Below are 15,534 nucleotides of genomic sequence, written 5' to 3'. Positions count from 1 at the left end.
GGTTCAGGAAGAAGAGGAGGGGGCTTCGCCGCCTTCCGTCATGGCGTGAGCCCTGGCGGCTTTCTTGCTTTTAGGTTGAGTCTTGATCTTCTTTTCGGCCTTAGGCTTCTTCTCAGCCGTTTCCTCTGTGCCGCCCTCCTTGACGGTAGGCTCCAGATGCCTTTTCAGCAGCTTGAGCAGACGGGGGCCGTCGAGTCCCCGCGTCATCTCGCGATCGACGACCAGGGAGATCTTGCCGGTCTCTTCGGATACCACCACCGCCACGGCATCGGTCTCCCGCGAAATGCCGATGGCGGCCCGGTGGCGGGTCCCCAGTTCCTTGCTCAAGTAAGGATCGAGCGTGAGCGGCAAAAAGCAGCCGGCAGCCGCGATGCGATCGCCGCTCAGAATCACGGCCCCGTCGTGAAGAGGGGACTTGGGATTGAAAATGGTCACCAGGAGGTCATAGGTGAGGGCGGCATCCAAGCGGATTCCGCTTTCGATGTAGTTCTTGAGTCCGATCTCCCGCTCGATCACGACCAGTCCGCCGATGCGCTGGCTGGACAGAGTAGTGGCCGCCAGAACGACCTCGTCGTAGCGCATGGGCGGTGCGTTCTCGAAGAAGCGCTTGAGGAAACTGCCCCGTCCTAGACGGATCAGTCCCTGGCGGATCTCGGACTGGAAGATGACGATGAGGGCGAAGATGAAGTAAGTGATGAAGTAGTCGAGAAAGAGCCCCACCGTCTGCATGTTGAGGGCCCGCGTCAGATAGTAGAAAAGGAGCAAAGCTGCGGCGCCCAGAGACATCTGCCATCCGCGCGTGCCGCGGATCAACAGCAACACCTGATAGATCAGGAAGCCGGCCACCAAGACGTCCAGGACGTCGACCCATCCGATTCGCGTGAAGGCCTCGATGAACTCTGCCATCACTCTCCCTCTCTTTCCCGGAGGATGGCGTCTACGATGTCGGCGACTTGTCTCATGGCTGCTACGTCGTGCACTCGGACCAGGTGAGCACCGCGCATCAGGGCGGCGGCTGCCGAGGCGGCCGAACCCAGCAGCCTTTCTTCGACCGGCAGATCTAAAATCTTGCCGATGAAGCTCTTGCGGGACGTCCCTACCAGGATCGGCAGCGAGAACCGCCTGAGAAACGACAACCTGTTGAGTATCAGCAGATTATCATGCACGGTCTTGCCGAAACCGATGCCGGGATCAAGGATGATTCTATCATGGCCGATCCCTTCTGCGGAGGCTTCTGCAAGGGCGTGTTCGAAGTAGCAATCGATGTCCGAAAGGATGTCGGGACTGGGGGCTCTTTTCTGCATGTCTGCGGGAGTTCCGCGCATGTGCATGAGCACGCAGCCGACGCCGCTTTCGGCCACCACCTGGGCCATTTGCGAATCAAGGCGGAAGGCGCTGATGTCGTTGATCAGATCAGCCCCGGCGGCCGCCGCGGCGCGGGCCACCTCGGCCTTGTAGGTATCGACCATGAGGGGAATGGCGAGGTGGCTGCGCAAGGCTTCCAGAACGGGGAGCAGGCGCCGCATTTCTTCCTGCTGGGAAACGGGGTCGGCGCCGGGGCGGGAGGACTCGGCGCCGATGTCGATCAAGTCGGCGCCCTGGTCGACCATCTGGCGGGCTCTTTGCAGGGCCTTGTCGCGACCCTGATAGAGCCCGCCGTCGAAGAAAGAGTCGGGAGTCAGGTTGAGGACGCCCACTACCAGCGTTCGCTCGCCCAGTTCAATGGTCCGCCCGCGGGTTTGCAGACTGAAGCGAGGTCGCCGAAGTGGGTCCTGGTTCATTAGGCGGGTGCGGGACTGTCGTTGGGATTGACCAACGGCGGGAGGGGCTTCTCGCCCTTGCTCTTCTCCTCGCGGGAGCTCTCTTCAACCTGGGCCGGGGCCGAGGATCCGCCGTCGTCGCGCTTGATGCTCTCGCCCTTGATGGCCGCTTCGATCTCTTTGCCGTTGAGCGTCTCGTACTGCAACAGGGCCTCGGCCAGACGCACCAGGCCGTCCTTGTGCTCGCGCAGTATGGAGCGGGCTTCCTGGTAGCCCTTGTTGACCAGATTGCGCACCTCGGTGTCGATCTTGATGGCGGTGGCCTCGCTGTAGTCCTGTTGGGTCTGGATGTCGCGTCCCAGGAAGATCTGCTCTTCCTTGCGCCCATAGGTCAAGGGTCCCATCTCCTCGCTCATGCCCCATTCGCAGACCATCCTGCGCGACAACTCGGTCACCCGCTTAAAGTCGTCTGAGGCGCCGGTGGTGCAAGTGTTGAGGAACTCTTCCTCGGCGATGCGTCCGGCCAGCAGGATGGCGAGGCGGTTCTGCATGTATTCGCGGCTGTAGTTGTACTTGTCTTCCTCGGGCAATTGCATGGTGACGCCCATGGCCCGGCCGCGGGGAATGATGGTGACCTTATGCAGGGGGTCGGCTTCCGGCAGTATGTAGGCGACCAGGGCGTGACCGGCCTCGTGATAGGCGGTGTTGCGCTTCTCGTCCTCGGACATGATCATGGAACGCCGTTCCTTGCCCATCAAGACCTTGTCCTTGGCCTCTTCGAAGTCGTACATGATCACGGCCTTGCGGTTGTGACGGGCGGCGATCAGGGCCGCCTCGTTGACCATGTTGGCCAGTTGAGCGCCCGAGAATCCAGGCGTGCCGCGGGCCAGCACGGAGAGGTCGACGCTGTCGTTGAGGGGAATACGGCGGGTGTGAACCTTGAGGATGCCCTCGCGTCCCCGGATGTCGGGGAGGCTGACGACAACCTGGCGGTCAAAGCGTCCGGGACGCAGCAAGGCGGGATCAAGCACGTCGGGACGGTTGGTGGCGGCGATGAGGATGACGCCCTCGTTGGATTCGAAGCCGTCCATCTCAACCAGCAACTGGTTGAGGGTCTGTTCGCGTTCGTCGTGTCCGCCGCCCAGTCCGGCGCCCCGGTGGCGGCCCACGGCGTCGATTTCGTCGATGAAGATGATGCAGGGAGCGTGCTTTTTGCCCTGCTCGAAGAGGTCGCGCACGCGGCTGGCGCCCACGCCCACGAACATCTCCACGAAGTCGGAGCCGGAAATGCTGAAGAAAGGCACGTTGGCTTCACCGGCAATGGCGCGGGCCAGCAGAGTTTTTCCCGTGCCTGGAGGGCCGATGAGGAGGACGCCCTTGGGAATGCGTCCGCCCAGTTTCTGGAACTTCTGAGGCTCTTTCAGGAACTCGACGATTTCCTGCAACTCTTCCTTGGCTTCGTCCACCCCGGCCACGTCCTTGAAGGTGACTTTCTTCTGCTGATTGGTGGTCAGCCGGGCGCGGCTGCGTCCGAAGGAGAGGGCCCGGTTCCCGCCCGCCTGCATCTGGCGCATGAGGAAGATCCAGAAGCCCACAAAGAGCAGAATGGGGAACCAGGAGGTCAAGAAGAAGACCATCCAGCCTCCCTCGTCCTGATCGGCGAACTGGACAAAAGCCCCTTTGTCGCGCAACTGATTACCCACGTCGGCCGCTCCGTCAGCCGGAATATAGGCTTTGAAAGGTTGCCCGTCGGTCTCGGGAGACGAGGGGTTGACGTAGTAGCCCTCGACGCGGTTGCCTTCAATCTTGACGGGATTGCTGGGATCGCTCTTGATGGCGCCCTCTTCCACGTACTCCATGAAGCGCGTGTAAGACAACTCCTCGGGGCTTCCGCTGTTCATGGAAGCCAGCAGTTGCCACAGGGCGATGGCCGCCACGATTATGAAGATCCAAAGAAAGGCATTCTTGGCAGTTGAATTCAGCACGTAACCTCCGAAGGCCATGCGAGGCCAAGTTTCCATTATAGCAATGAAAAACACCGACGGAGTTGCGTGATCGTCCGCCGGATGGGTCCTCGTGGCTGTCGTGAGAAGCGGTAGCGAAGGGCGGGAGTCGCCGTCCCTCCCCTGAAAAAAATCATGGCGCGATTTGGCGCCGAACCCCCTAAAGGTCGTCGTTGCCCGCCTCTCTCGTCTAGTTATTATAAACGTTTCGACCCCTGTGTGGGTTTCACCTGTCGTCGTCTTTCTCTTCAGCCGAGGGTTTTCCGTCCTCGTCAAGGAGGACGGCCACGGCCTCGGAATCATCGGCGTCGGCCACACGATCGGCACGCGGCGCCAGCCCCTCTACCCACAATAAGACGTCGCCGGACTGCAAAAGGATTAGGGAATCGCGACGGCTTCTGGGAACCCGCGCCTCCTGCAGAAGTTCCTTGAGCTTGTGCTCGCGCTCGGCGCCCGCGGGTTGAAAGCGGTCGCCGGGACGCCGGTTGCGCACCAGGACGCGCTCTTCGGGAAGGCGCAAGACCACCCGGGCCGAGGCTGACTGGCGGGCTTGGGGACAGCGAATCAGGTGCAGGCTGCGTCCGATTTCCGCGATGGCCGCCTGCCCCGGCACGGAGACGGTCCGCTGAAAGGGCGGGACGGGAGAGCGGCGGGTAAAGCGAAGCGTGCCCACCTCGGCCAGCATTCTCCATCCCTCGGCCAGGTGCACCTCGCCGCCCGAGGGCTGAGCGGCTACCCGCTTCATCTGCTCCACCTGCTGGAAGCGGGCTTGCAGCAGTTGCATGGCCGGAGCGGTGCCCGTCTCCTGAGGCGGCTGCTCCGGACTCTGTTCTGCACTGCGGGTCCAGGCCCGCCTCAAGACCTCGCCCTGCAAGGCCGGGTGCAGGCGGCTCCAGGGTTCGATCTCCAGCACCCACTCGTCCTCCTGGCGCGAGAAGTTGGAATCGAGAAAGTCCTCAGCCTGACGTCCCAGCCAGTCGTCCACCTCCTCCAGCAAGGCGGCGCTGCGGGCCAGCACCGGCGCCAACGAGGGATTGATGCGCTCCTCCAACAGCGGACGCAGGCGGCGGCGTACCCAGATCCGGTCCAGCCGCAAATCGCTGTTGCTGGAATCGTAGCGGTAGTCCTGTCCCTGGCGCTTGAGGTAGTCCACGACGTGCAGGCGGGAAGTATCGAGAAGCGGACGCACCAACGTCAATCCGGGCGGATGGCGGAAGCGCTTGAGCGGACGCATGCAGGCCAGCCCCTCCACCCCGGCGCCCCGCATCAGCCGCAGCAGCAGCGTCTCGGCTTGATCGTCCTGGTTGTGTCCGGTGGCGGCCGTGACCTGACCGTCCTCCTGCTCGCTGCTCTCGGCCAGCAGCGAATAACGGACCTGGCGGGCGCAGGCCTCCAGGTTGAGCTGCTGCTCCCGGGCCAGCCGCCGCACATCGGCGCGGGCCACCTTGAGGGGCACCTCCAGACGGCGGCACAGATGACGAACGAAGCTTTCGTCCTCGTCCGATTCCTGGCCGCGCAAGCCATGGTTGAGATGAAAGGCCGCGAGGGAGATCTGCAGGGCCTGGCGCAGCGAACGCAGAGAGAGCGCCAGAGCGGTGGAATCGGGACCGCCCGAGAGAGCCAGCACCAAGGTCTCTCCGGGGGATGCCAGTTCGTGTCTTTTGATGTATCCCAGCAGGTGTTGTTCGAAGGGATCGCTCATGGCTTCATCTTTGACTTTACAGCGCTCGTCAACCGGGCGGCCCCATGAGTTGCCGGGCTTTGCTTTCCCACTGAGAGGCTTCGCGCAGCTTTCCCTGGCGTTGCAGGACGACCGCAAGCGTCAGGCAGGCTTGGGCGAACTCGGGATCCCGCTCCACGGCCTTGCGGTACTGAGCCTCGGCCTCGGCCCAGCGTCCCCGGCGGGCGAAGAAATTGCCGTAGTTGAAGTATCCCGCGGCGTCGCCGGGCGCCGCCTGGATGGCCTTCTGATAGATCTCGACCGCTTCCTCCTCCCGGCCCGCCGCCTCCAGGTGAGTGGCCAGTCCGCTCAAGGCCTGGGTATCGTCGGGCGCCGCTTCCGCTAAGCGGCGGAAAGTCTCAATGGCCTTGTCGTGCCGCCCCAGGTGTCCGTAAGAGGTGGCCAGGTTGAAGAGGACGTCCTTGGACCCCGGCTTCAGTTGCAGCGAGCGGGAGAAGGCTTGAGCGGCTCCTTCCCACTGTTCCAGTCCGCTGCGCGCCACACCCAGAAAATGCCAGGACTGCCAGTCGGAGGGGTTGGCCTTGGTCACCATCTCGAGTCCCTCGGCGGCCTCTTGAGCGCGTCCTGCCTGCAAATAGGCGAAGGCCAGATTGGTGGCCGCCTGAAGGTCTCCGGGAGAAAGCTCGAGGGCCTTCCGGTAGGAGGCGATGGCCTCCTGAGGACGGTTCAAACGCGAGTAGACGCGGCCCAGGTAGTCGTGAACCAGCGGCGTCGAAGCATCCTTCTCGACCGCCTGCTCGAGATAGCGCAGGGATTGTTGGAGGCGATCTTCGACAAAGGCCTGCATGGCTCGATAAATGTTGGCGTAAACCTCGATCTTGTCTTTGGGATCGGGAAGATCTCCGTCCTCTGCGCTCAGGTCGACGGGACTCGAAGTGCTCAGGTAGCCCAGCGACTGCAAGCGCTGGCGCTGCTGAGGATCCATGGCAGCCGGCTGAGCCGCCTCCTGTCCCTGGTAGCGCGTACGCACCTCGCGCAGCATCTGGCGCAGACGGTTGGCCAGGCTGGTGCGGTCGGAATAGAGATTGGTTTCCTCTGCGGGGTCCTCTTTCAGGTCATAGAGTTCGGGATGGGGCGCCTCGATGTACTTCCACTGCTCGGTGCGCAGCGAGTAGAGGCGGCTCCAGCCGAAATGGACGCGGGCGTAGAGGCTTTCGCCATAGGCCGGCTGAGGCGCCCGTTCCTTGCCCAGTACCAGCGGCAGCAGTCCATCCCCTTGCAGTGCCGGATGGCGGGGAAGAGGCACCCCCAGGGCGCGCAGCAGGGTGGGGAGGACGTCGATGATGCGCACCTGCTGAGACACCCTCACCCCCGCGTGCTCGTCCTCGGGAAACTTGATCAACAAGGGGATGCGCATGACCGTGTCGTAGATGAAAAAGCCGTGGGCCGGTTCTCCGTGCTGGTTCAGGTCTTCGCCGTGGTCGGAGAGAACCGCCAGCAGCCCGCTGCGATCCCAGCCCTTGCGCTTGAGAAAGGCACTCAGACGTCCCATCTGAGAGTCGACGTATTCGATCTCGCCCTTGTAGCCGCGCCGGCCAAAGGGTCCCGGCGCCTGGTAGGGGGCGTGAGGATCATAGAGGTGAATCCAGACGAAGACGGGTCCCCGGCGCGAATCCATCCATTGCAGCGCTTCGTCCATGACGCTCTCGGCGGTGCGTTCCGCCGTCTTGCCCGAATAGCGGGCCTGCAAGCCGAACTGATCTCCGTAATGATCGAATCCCCGGTCCAGTCCGTAGCGCCGGTCGAGCACCGCCGAAGCCAGGAATGCCGCCGTTTCATAACCCCTCTTCTTGAGCACCTCGGCCAATGTGGGAATGTCCTCGGAAAGGCGGGTGGCGGAGTTGGTTCGCAGTTGATGGTACTGCGGATAGGCGCCGGTCAGCAGGCTGGCATGGGCGGGCAGGGTCAAAGGTACGGTAGTGACGGCCTGTTGGAAGATGACGGCACGCTCAGCCAGAGCCTCGAGGTTGGGGGTGTTGACGTCGCGGGCGCCCCACATGGGCAGATGATCGGCCCGCAAAGTGTCGATCGTGACCAAGATCAGGGGAGGTTTGCTTTCTTGCGAAGATCGAGCGCGACTTTCTCCCCCCGCCCAGGACGCAGCGAATGCGGCCAATACCGCCGCTATCCGAAAAAACTGTCCGCTAGCGAACCTCAACATCGGCAGCCTCACGGGTTCTACGGTAGACAGGGGCCTTTCACCCTGTCAACCCCGCCCCTCGACCCTCCTCTCTCACTCGCCGACGGCCCCCAGATGACCCTCGCCCGAACGCTCCTGATAGGGCAACCGGCGCCCCCGCAGCAATTGCTCGATGCGGTCCCTCTGCTGGCGGGGAAGAAAGGCGCGGAAGCGGTGGACTTGTCCCTGCTCGTCGCGGTAGCGTCCCCGCACCGATTGCTGGAAGAGCAAGAGCGGCCGGTCAGAATCGGCCAACAGCCGGTCATATTCCAGCAGGCGCCTGAACTCAGGGTAGGTCAGGTCGCGCACTTGGGCGTGTCGTTCCGAATCGATCAGGAGGATGACGATCCCCGCCAGGGTCAGCATCAGCGCCAACACGGCGGCGTGCACGGTGCAACCCACTGAGCGGGTCATGGAGGCCTCCTAGATGAGGGCCCGGACGGGATGAGACTCGAGGGATTCGGCCTCCAGGAGGCCGCGCAAGGTCGGCAAGGCTACGTTGCGTCCCGAGAGGACGATGACGGTGGGTTGTGCGGGCAGGCCGATGCGTCCGCACAGGACGGCAGCCAAGGTCACGGCCGCCGAGGGCTCGATCAGATACTGGTGATGGTCGATCATCCACTGCATGGCCGGGCCCAGATCGTCCTCTTCGATCAGCGCCACCTCGTCCACGCGCTCCTTGAGGACGCTGAACGTCCTGCGGCCCAGGCCTCCTTCCAGGCCTCCGGCCACGGTTTCGGCACCCGGCAGGCGGGTCACCGCCTGGCCCCTGTGGAGGGAAAGCTGCAAGGCGGGAGATGCCGCCAACTGACAAGCCATCAGGTAAGCCCGCGGGCACTCTTCTTCCAGGTAGCGGGCGAACCCGGCCGCCAGTCCGCCACCGCCCACGGGCAGCAAGAAACTGCGTGCGTTGGGAGTCTGCTCCAGGACCTCGCAGGCCAGCGATCCTCCATTGCCGGCCATGACGTTCCAGTCGTCGAAAGGGGAAAGGAAGGTCATTCCCATCTCGGCGGCTTCGCGCTGAGCGTACTCGTCGCACTCGTCGTAGCCCTCATGCTCGGTCCGCACCACTTCGGCTTCCAGCTCCAACATACCCTGGTACTTGGCCTCGTCGACCGTGGAAGGCACATAAATCCGAGCGCTGATGCCCATCTGCCGGCAGGCGTAAGCCACCGCCTTGCCGTGATTTCCCGCCGAGCAGGTGACCACCCCGCGGGCTTTCTGAACCGCATTCAGCTTGGAAAGGCTGAAATAGGCGCCGCGGATCTTGAAAGACCCGGTCAACTGCAGAAACTCCAGCTTAAGCCACACCGGCGCTCCCACCATCTCGCTCAAAGCGGGAGACGGCTCGACGGGGGTCCGTCTGATCCTACGGCGCAGGTACTCGGCGGCTTCCTCGATTAAGACGTCGGAAAGTGCTCCTCCTGACACAAACCCTTCCTTTCAGCCCTCTTTGGCTGAAGATCTTGACAGAAAACTGGGCAATAGAAAAGGGACCTCTTGGGCATATACCTCAAATCGCTCTCCAAACTCCTTGCGCAGCAGTCTTTCCTCATTGCGCGCCCGAACCGCCGCACCTCCCAGCGAGAGGGGCAGAGCCAAGGCGATTCCCGCCCAATCGGCCAGCGCCAGGGCGGTCCCGGCGGTGAGGAGAAAAAAGGCCAGGTAGAGGGGATGACGCACCTTGGAAAATGGGCCGTCGGTGATCAATTGATGGCTGTCGCGAACCCTGGACGTAAGGCTCCATTGGCGGCCCAGCCGGGAAAGGGCGGCGCGTGTCACCAGCACGGCTGCCACGGCGCAACTCAACCCCAGGCTGCTGAGAGCCATGTCCGCCCAGTAGCCGGGATGACCCGGAGAGCGATGAAAGAAACCGATAGCTCCCAGGGCCGCCAACTGCAGGATCATCCCCGCCCATCCGCCAGCCGCCGATTCCTTGGCTTCAAACGACCCCCTCAGAAGCCGTAAGAACAGCACCAAGTACACCACCCAAACCGCCGCCACCGCTAATCTCATTGCGACCAAGTCGTCCCCCGTGGGCGCTCTCACGAACGCCAAATGGTGATTATAGTCAAATCCCCCTCGCCCAAGCGCTGCCGCCTTTGCTGCGGTTTAACAACCAAATCCCTGTTTGGAAGTTGGCCCTTGGAGGTCGGGTCCTTGCGCCAGCCTGGCTATAGATAGCTAAGTAGCCAGCAGCCTCGTACCGCCGGGAGCAATCGGGCCTTCACCGCGGTCACTGAAACTTGACACGTGTGTGAACTTGTTGGCCACCTAGTGGCCCTAGGGGTGGAAGCGGCGTTTGGCGGAGGCGTAGTCCTGCAGGATCTGGGCGGGGGCGAAGCGGGGGCCGTGGGTTGACTGCAGGGATTGCAGCAGCGAAACGGCGTTGTCGACGCCGATGCGGTCGAGGTAGCGGAAAGGACCTCCCCGGAAGGGAGGGAAGCCCAGACCCAGGATGGCTCCCAGGTCGCCGTCCTTGGGGCGGTGGAGGATGCCCTCCTGCAAGCACAAGGCCGCCTCGTTGATCATCACCAGGGAAAGGCGGTTCTCGATCTCCTCCTTCTCGAAAAGCTTGCGCCGGCGCCCGCCGAAATGATCGTAGATCTTGCTGTTGACCTGCTTCTTTCCCTTCTTCCGGTTGCGCGGATAGAGGTAGAAGCCCTTGCGGTTCTTCTTTCCCTTGTAGCCCTCGCGAACCAACTGGTGCATGGCCGTGGAGGGAGTCGCGCCGCGCCTTGAAAAAGCCTTGCTGAGGGTGTCGGAAACATGGGCCCCGACATCGATTCCCACTTCGTCCATCAGGGTCACGGGACCGACCGGAAAGCCCCACTGCTTCATGGTCTTGTCGAGTTGCTCGATGGCCGCGCCTTCTTCCAGCAGCAGCAGGGCTTCGTTCATCATGGGCGCCAGGATGCGGGTGGTGTAGAAGCCGGGTCCATCGCCCACCACGATGACCGTCTTGCCCTGCTTGACGCCCACCTGAGCCGCCGTATGAACGACCCATTCAGCCGTCTTGCCGGTGGCGATGACCTCCAGCAGAGGCATCTTGGGAACGGGCGAGAAATAGTGCATCCCGATGACGTTCTGGGGACGCTTGGCCTTGGCCGCGATTTCGGCGATGGGGATGGCCGAGGTGTTGCTGGCGAAGATGGTGTCGTCGCCGACGGCTTCCTCCACCTCGGCCAGGATACGCCGCTTCAATTCCAAATCTTCGAAGACCGCCTCCACCACCAAATCGACCCGGTCGAATCCCCGGTAGCTGGTGACGGGATGAATGCGGCTCATCAGGCGGTCGCGCTGAAAAGCGGTCATGGCGCGTTTCTTGACCTTGGATTGCAGATCGTCGTAGATCTGCTTCTCTCCGGCCGCCACCGCTTCCTCATCCAAGTCCTTCATGAAGACCTGGTAGTCCTTGGCGGCTGAAACCTGGCTGATGCCCGACCCCATCAAGCCGGCTCCCAGCACGCCCAGCGTCCTCACCGGACGGGCCTTTTCGTCCCACTTCTCCTTGTCTGAAGTCAGGGCGAAGAAAAGGCGGGTCAACTCCTGCGACTGGGACGTCTGCATCAGTTCGCCGAAGGCTCGGGCCTCGGCTTTAAGCCCCTCCTGCATGCCCTTGTCGAAGCCGGTCTTGACCACGTCGATGATGCGGGGAGGAGCCGGATAATTGCCGTAGGTCTGCTTGCGCGTCTGTTGGCGGGCCTTCCTGAAAAGGATGGAACGGCCCAGGCGGTTGCCTTCCAGCAACCAGGCCAGAAAGCCGCGCCCTTTGCGCTTGGGCTTCTTGCCGTCGGCCAGCCTGCGGGCCGCTTGAAGGGCGGCGTGAGCCAGCCCCGGCGGGTGGATGAGGTCGTCCACCAACCCCAGTTTGCGGGCGGGATAGGGATAGACGTTCTTGCCCGTGAGCAGGATAGGGAGGGCTTTCTGCAAGCCGATCAGACGGGGCAACCGCTGGGTGCCTCCGGCGCCGGGCAGCAGTCCCAACTTGACCTCGGGAAGGCCGAAATGAGTCTTGGAGTGGGTGGTGGCGATGCGGTAATGGCAGGCCAGGGCCAGTTCCAGTCCGCCACCCAGGGCAGCGCCGTTGACGGCAGCCACCACGGGCTTGGGGAAGGCGGCCAGGCGGTCCAGCATGGCATGCCCCGAACGGCTGGCCTGAGCAGCTTTCTCGGCGGTGTCGAGCTCCGCGAATTCCTTGATGTCGGCCCCGGCGATGAAGTTCTCGGGCTTTCGGGATATGAGCACCAGGGCCCTGATGTTGCTGTCCCGCTCCAGATCGTCGAGCAGAGCCGCGAACTCGTCCAGCAGCTTGTAGGAAAGCGTGTTGAGCTTTTGGCCCGGCTGATCCATCCAAAGCAGGGCCACGTCGCGCTCGATTTCTTTGCTGATGAAGCTCATGGGCGGTTGAGTGGCTGAAAGGTCAATGGATTCGCTCCAGTACGATGGCGTTTCCGATGGCGCCGGCGGCGCAGGAGGCCACCAGAGCCAGTTGGCCGTCCTCTTTGAGAAGACGGTTGCAGGCCGTGGTGATGATGCGGGCTCCGGTGGCGCCGAAAGGATGCCCCAGCGACAACGATCCTCCCCACAGGTTGAGTCTCTCCATGGGCACCTCGCCCACGGCCTGAGAGAGGTTGAGCTTGTCGGCGGCGAAAGAGTCTGATTGGAGGCACTTGAGATTGGCCAGAATCTGTCCGGCGAAGGCTTCATGAAACTCGAAGACGTCGATGTCGGCAAGCTGCACTCCTGCCTTGTCCAGCGCCTTGGGAACCGAGTAGGCGGGACCCAGAAGCAGCTCTTCATAGGGATCCTGGGCGGTCCAGGCGTAGGCCCTGACGAAGGCTTTGGGCTGCAAACCCAGCGAGCGCGCCTTCTCATCCGACATCAGAAGCACGGCTGCCGCGCCATCGGTCAGGAAGGATGAATTCCCCGCCGTCACAGTGCCGTAGGGCTTGACGAAAGCCGGACGCAGCTTGGCCAGTTTCTCCTTGTTCGAATCGGCTCGAATCCCGTTGTCCTTGTCGACGGTCTCGAAGTCGGGAGGAACGTGGGCGGCTTCGACCTCTTGCTGCAACCAGCCTTCTTCCCAGGCCTGGTGAGCCAGCTTGTGGGAACGCAGCGCGAACTCGTCCTGCTCTTGCCGAGTGACGCCGTAGCGGGCCGCCAGTTGGTCGCAGTCTTCGCCCATGGTGCGCTGGGTCGAGAACTCGCTGATAGCGGGGACGGCCGGAAGAAAGTCGCTGGGCCTCAAGCCCTTGAGGAACTTGAGCCAGTCCAGCCCCTTGTAGCGCTGGGCTTCCACCAGCTTGTCGCGCAGCGGACGCCGCAATGGGATGGGCACGTCCGACATGCTCTCGGTTCCGCCGGCCACCACGATCTCGGCTTGGGAAGCGCGGATCAGGTCCACGCCCGAGGTGACGGCCTGGTTGGCGGAGACGCAGGCCTGGGTCACGGTGTGGGCGGGGACGTGATCGGGAATGCCGGCCCCCAGGGCCGACTCGCGGGCCACGTTGCTGGTGGCCAGATTAGAGATGACGGTCCCCAGAATCACCCGGTCGATGGAAGAGGGATCGACGGAATTGCGCTCCAGCAGGGCCTTGACGGCCATCCGTCCCAGGTCGTAAGAGCGCAGCTTCTTGTAGCCTGTGGAGGAGCGCTGAAAGGGAATGCGGCAGCCGTCGACGACGACCGCCGCTCTGAAATTGAGCTTCATATTCGGACTTTCGGCGAAGTCGCGTTGCAGCGGGCCCCGGGAACGCGGGTCAGCCTACCGGAGCCGGTTCTTGAGCTTTCTCGACGTCCGAGGAAGCGGCCTCGACGTCGGCCGTCTCTCCGCTGGCGGCACGCTGGCGGGCCCGCGCTTCCAGGCCTTCCAGCAGTTCGATGGTTCCGCCGTTCATCCAGGCGTCGTGATGGCCTTCCAGGAGTCGCTTGGCCACCCGGTACTTGCGGTCGTCCTCGTTGCCCCAAAGGTCGCCGAAGAGCTTGTTGACCTTGCGCCGCGCCGAACGGCAGAAGATGTCGGCCAACTCTACGGCCTGCTCGGCCTCGGGATGATTGGCCTGGCGCATGGCATGGGCCCGGCTCACCGAGGAGGCCATGGCGAAGAGTTCGTTGGCCACGTCCACCAGGCGGAAGAGGAACATCTGCTTTCGTTCCATCTTGGCCTGATGAATCATCATGCCGTGGAAGACCTCGCGGGCCAGCTTGCGGCTCTTGCGTTCCACGAAGCGCAAATGTCCGGCCAGGTTGCCGAAGGAGGCGTAGCGCGGAGGCAGGCTCCAGCGCAGCCACAGGTTGGGGTACCACCAGGCGTAGAAGAGTCCGATCTTGGGCAGGGCGGCCAGCTTGGCCCCCATGGGCTTCTTGGGATTAATCATGTCTCCGGCCACCTGGAGGTGCTTGTCGACCGCCTCGCGGGCCATGAACAGGTGCATGATCTCGTTGGAGCCCTCGAAGATGCGGTTGATGCGGTAGTCGCGCATCATGCGCTCCACGCCGATGGGCTCTTCGCCCCGGTTTTCCAGCGAGAGCTCGGTTTCGTATCCGCGTCCGCCGCGGATCTGCATGGCGTCGTCGACGATCTCCCATCCCCGCGAAGTGTTCCATTCCTTGGCGGCGGCCGCCTCCAGGCGGATGTCGAAGCTGCCCTGGTCCGACATGTGAGTGGCCAGACGGGCCATCGACTCCATGGCGAAGGTGTTGGCGGCCATGTCGGTCAGCTTGTGGGCGATGGCTTCATGCTTGCCCACCGGCTTGCCCCACTGGACGCGTTCGTTGGCCCACTTGGTGCAGATCTGGAGGGCCTTCTTGGCGCCGCCGACCGAGGCGTTGGGAATGGACAGGCGCCCGTCGTTGAGGGTCGTGAGGGCGATCTTGAGTCCCCTTCCGGGGCTTCCGATGAGGTTGGCCTTGGGGACGCGCACGTCCTTGAAGCTGATGACGGCGTTGGCCAGGGCCTTGAGTCCCATGAAGTGGCAGCGGGTGTCGATGCTGACGCCTTCCCAACCGGTCTCCACCACGAAGGCGCTGATCTTCTTGATGGAAGTGTCCAGGGCCATCACCACCAGCAGTTTGGCCAGCGTGCCGTTGGTGCACCACAGCTTGACGCCATTGAGGATGTAGGCCTCGCCGTCTTCGGTGGGCTCGGCCAGGGTGCTCATGCGGGCCGGGTCTGATCCCACGTCCGGCTCGGTGAGCGCGAAGGCCGAGATCTCGCCCCGGGCGCAGCGCGGAAGGTATTCCTTCTTCTGGGCTTCGCTGCCGAAGAGCTTGAGGGGCTGGGGGACTCCGATGGACTGGTGGGCCGAGAGCAGGGCGGTCAGGTTGCCGTCCACGCTGCCCAGCAGCTCCATGGCCTTGGCGTACTCGATCTGGCTGAATCCCAATCCGCCGTACTCTTTGGGGATCTTCATGCCGAAGGCGCCCAGCTTGCGCAACCCCTCCAGCACGTCCTCGGGGTACTCTCCCGTGTCGTCGATGGCCGCTGAATCGACGCCCATCAGAAACTCTTTGAAATCGGCCAGCCACTTGGTGAATTCAGGGCGTTCATCCTGCGGCAGCGGATAGGGATGAATCAGGTCGAGCCGGAACCGTCCCAGAAACATCTGGCGCATGAAACTGGGCTGAGTCCACTCGCTTTGGCGTGAAGCCTCGGCTACCGCGCGCGCTTCCGCCTCGCTGACGTTGCGATTTTTCTTCTGATTGGCCATTGGAACGCCTCCCCGGAGGGTTGAGATTCGAAATTGTCGGGCATGCAACCGCGAGCGGAGGCCGCATAGTCCCAACTTCGGATTATAGCAGATAAGTCCAGGGATCGCAGGGGTTTCGCGGGATCACAACTCGTTCCCG

11 protein-coding genes are annotated in these 15,534 nt (G+C 63.1%); all 11 read right to left on the bottom strand.

Annotated elements, in window-relative coordinates; all coding sequences use genetic code 11:
• Positions 1 to 3 precede the first annotated feature (3 nt).
• The 11 genes from cdaA to VLU25_14480 all read right to left on the bottom strand — a co-directional run bounded on the left by cdaA (position 4) and on the right by VLU25_14480 (position 15,395).
• A complete protein-coding gene (gene cdaA, locus VLU25_14530; GenBank protein HSR69149.1) occupies positions 4 to 906 on the bottom strand; it encodes a diadenylate cyclase CdaA in 903 nt (300 codons plus the stop codon).
• Positions 906 to 1,781, bottom strand: coding sequence for a dihydropteroate synthase (gene folP, locus VLU25_14525; protein HSR69148.1), 876 nt, complete (start codon positions 1,779 to 1,781; stop codon positions 906 to 908). The genes cdaA and folP overlap by 1 nt, the downstream gene beginning before the upstream one ends.
• The gene (ftsH, locus tag VLU25_14520) at positions 1,781 to 3,742 is read right to left on the bottom strand and encodes an ATP-dependent zinc metalloprotease FtsH (protein HSR69147.1); all 1,962 of its coding nucleotides are present in this window, start codon (positions 3,740 to 3,742) and stop codon (positions 1,781 to 1,783) included. The genes folP and ftsH overlap by 1 nt, the downstream gene beginning before the upstream one ends.
• Before the next feature lie 247 nt (positions 3,743 to 3,989).
• Positions 3,990 to 5,465 carry a tRNA lysidine(34) synthetase TilS gene (gene tilS / locus VLU25_14515; GenBank protein HSR69146.1) on the bottom strand — a complete coding sequence of 492 codons (1,476 nt, stop codon included), beginning with the start codon at positions 5,463 to 5,465 and terminating at the stop codon, positions 3,990 to 3,992.
• Positions 5,466 to 5,493: 28 nt separating this feature from the next.
• Positions 5,494 to 7,542: a sulfatase-like hydrolase/transferase gene (locus VLU25_14510; protein ID HSR69145.1), complete on the bottom strand. Its 2,049-nt coding sequence runs from the start codon at positions 7,540 to 7,542 to the stop codon at positions 5,494 to 5,496.
• Positions 7,543 to 7,737: 195 nt separating this feature from the next.
• Positions 7,738 to 8,097 carry a hypothetical protein gene (locus VLU25_14505; GenBank protein ID HSR69144.1) on the bottom strand — a complete coding sequence of 120 codons (360 nt, stop codon included), beginning with the start codon at positions 8,095 to 8,097 and terminating at the stop codon, positions 7,738 to 7,740.
• A 9-nt stretch (positions 8,098 to 8,106) separates the two neighbouring features.
• Entirely contained in the window at positions 8,107 to 9,114 is a 1,008-nt protein-coding gene (locus VLU25_14500) for a pyridoxal-phosphate dependent enzyme (GenBank protein HSR69143.1), read from the bottom strand.
• Positions 9,115 to 9,126: 12 nt separating this feature from the next.
• A complete protein-coding gene (locus VLU25_14495; protein ID HSR69142.1) occupies positions 9,127 to 9,699 on the bottom strand; it encodes an isoprenylcysteine carboxylmethyltransferase family protein in 573 nt (190 codons plus the stop codon).
• A gap of 267 nt (positions 9,700 to 9,966) precedes the next feature.
• A complete protein-coding gene (gene fadJ / locus VLU25_14490) occupies positions 9,967 to 12,084 on the bottom strand; it encodes a fatty acid oxidation complex subunit alpha FadJ (protein ID HSR69141.1) in 2,118 nt (705 codons plus the stop codon).
• 22 nt (positions 12,085 to 12,106) lie between these two features.
• Positions 12,107 to 13,396, bottom strand: coding sequence for an acetyl-CoA C-acyltransferase (locus VLU25_14485; protein HSR69140.1), 1,290 nt, complete (start codon positions 13,394 to 13,396; stop codon positions 12,107 to 12,109).
• A gap of 49 nt (positions 13,397 to 13,445) precedes the next feature.
• A complete protein-coding gene (locus VLU25_14480) occupies positions 13,446 to 15,395 on the bottom strand; it encodes an acyl-CoA dehydrogenase family protein (GenBank protein ID HSR69139.1) in 1,950 nt (649 codons plus the stop codon).
• Between the last annotated feature and the right edge of the window lie 139 nt (positions 15,396 to 15,534).

The organism is Acidobacteriota bacterium (genome assembly GCA_035471785.1).
Classification (GTDB): Bacteria; Acidobacteriota; UBA6911; order RPQK01; family DATIPO01; genus JANQFM01.
The sequence above is the reverse complement of the archived record's forward strand: the minus strand, read 5'-3'. Positions and strand labels throughout refer to the sequence as shown.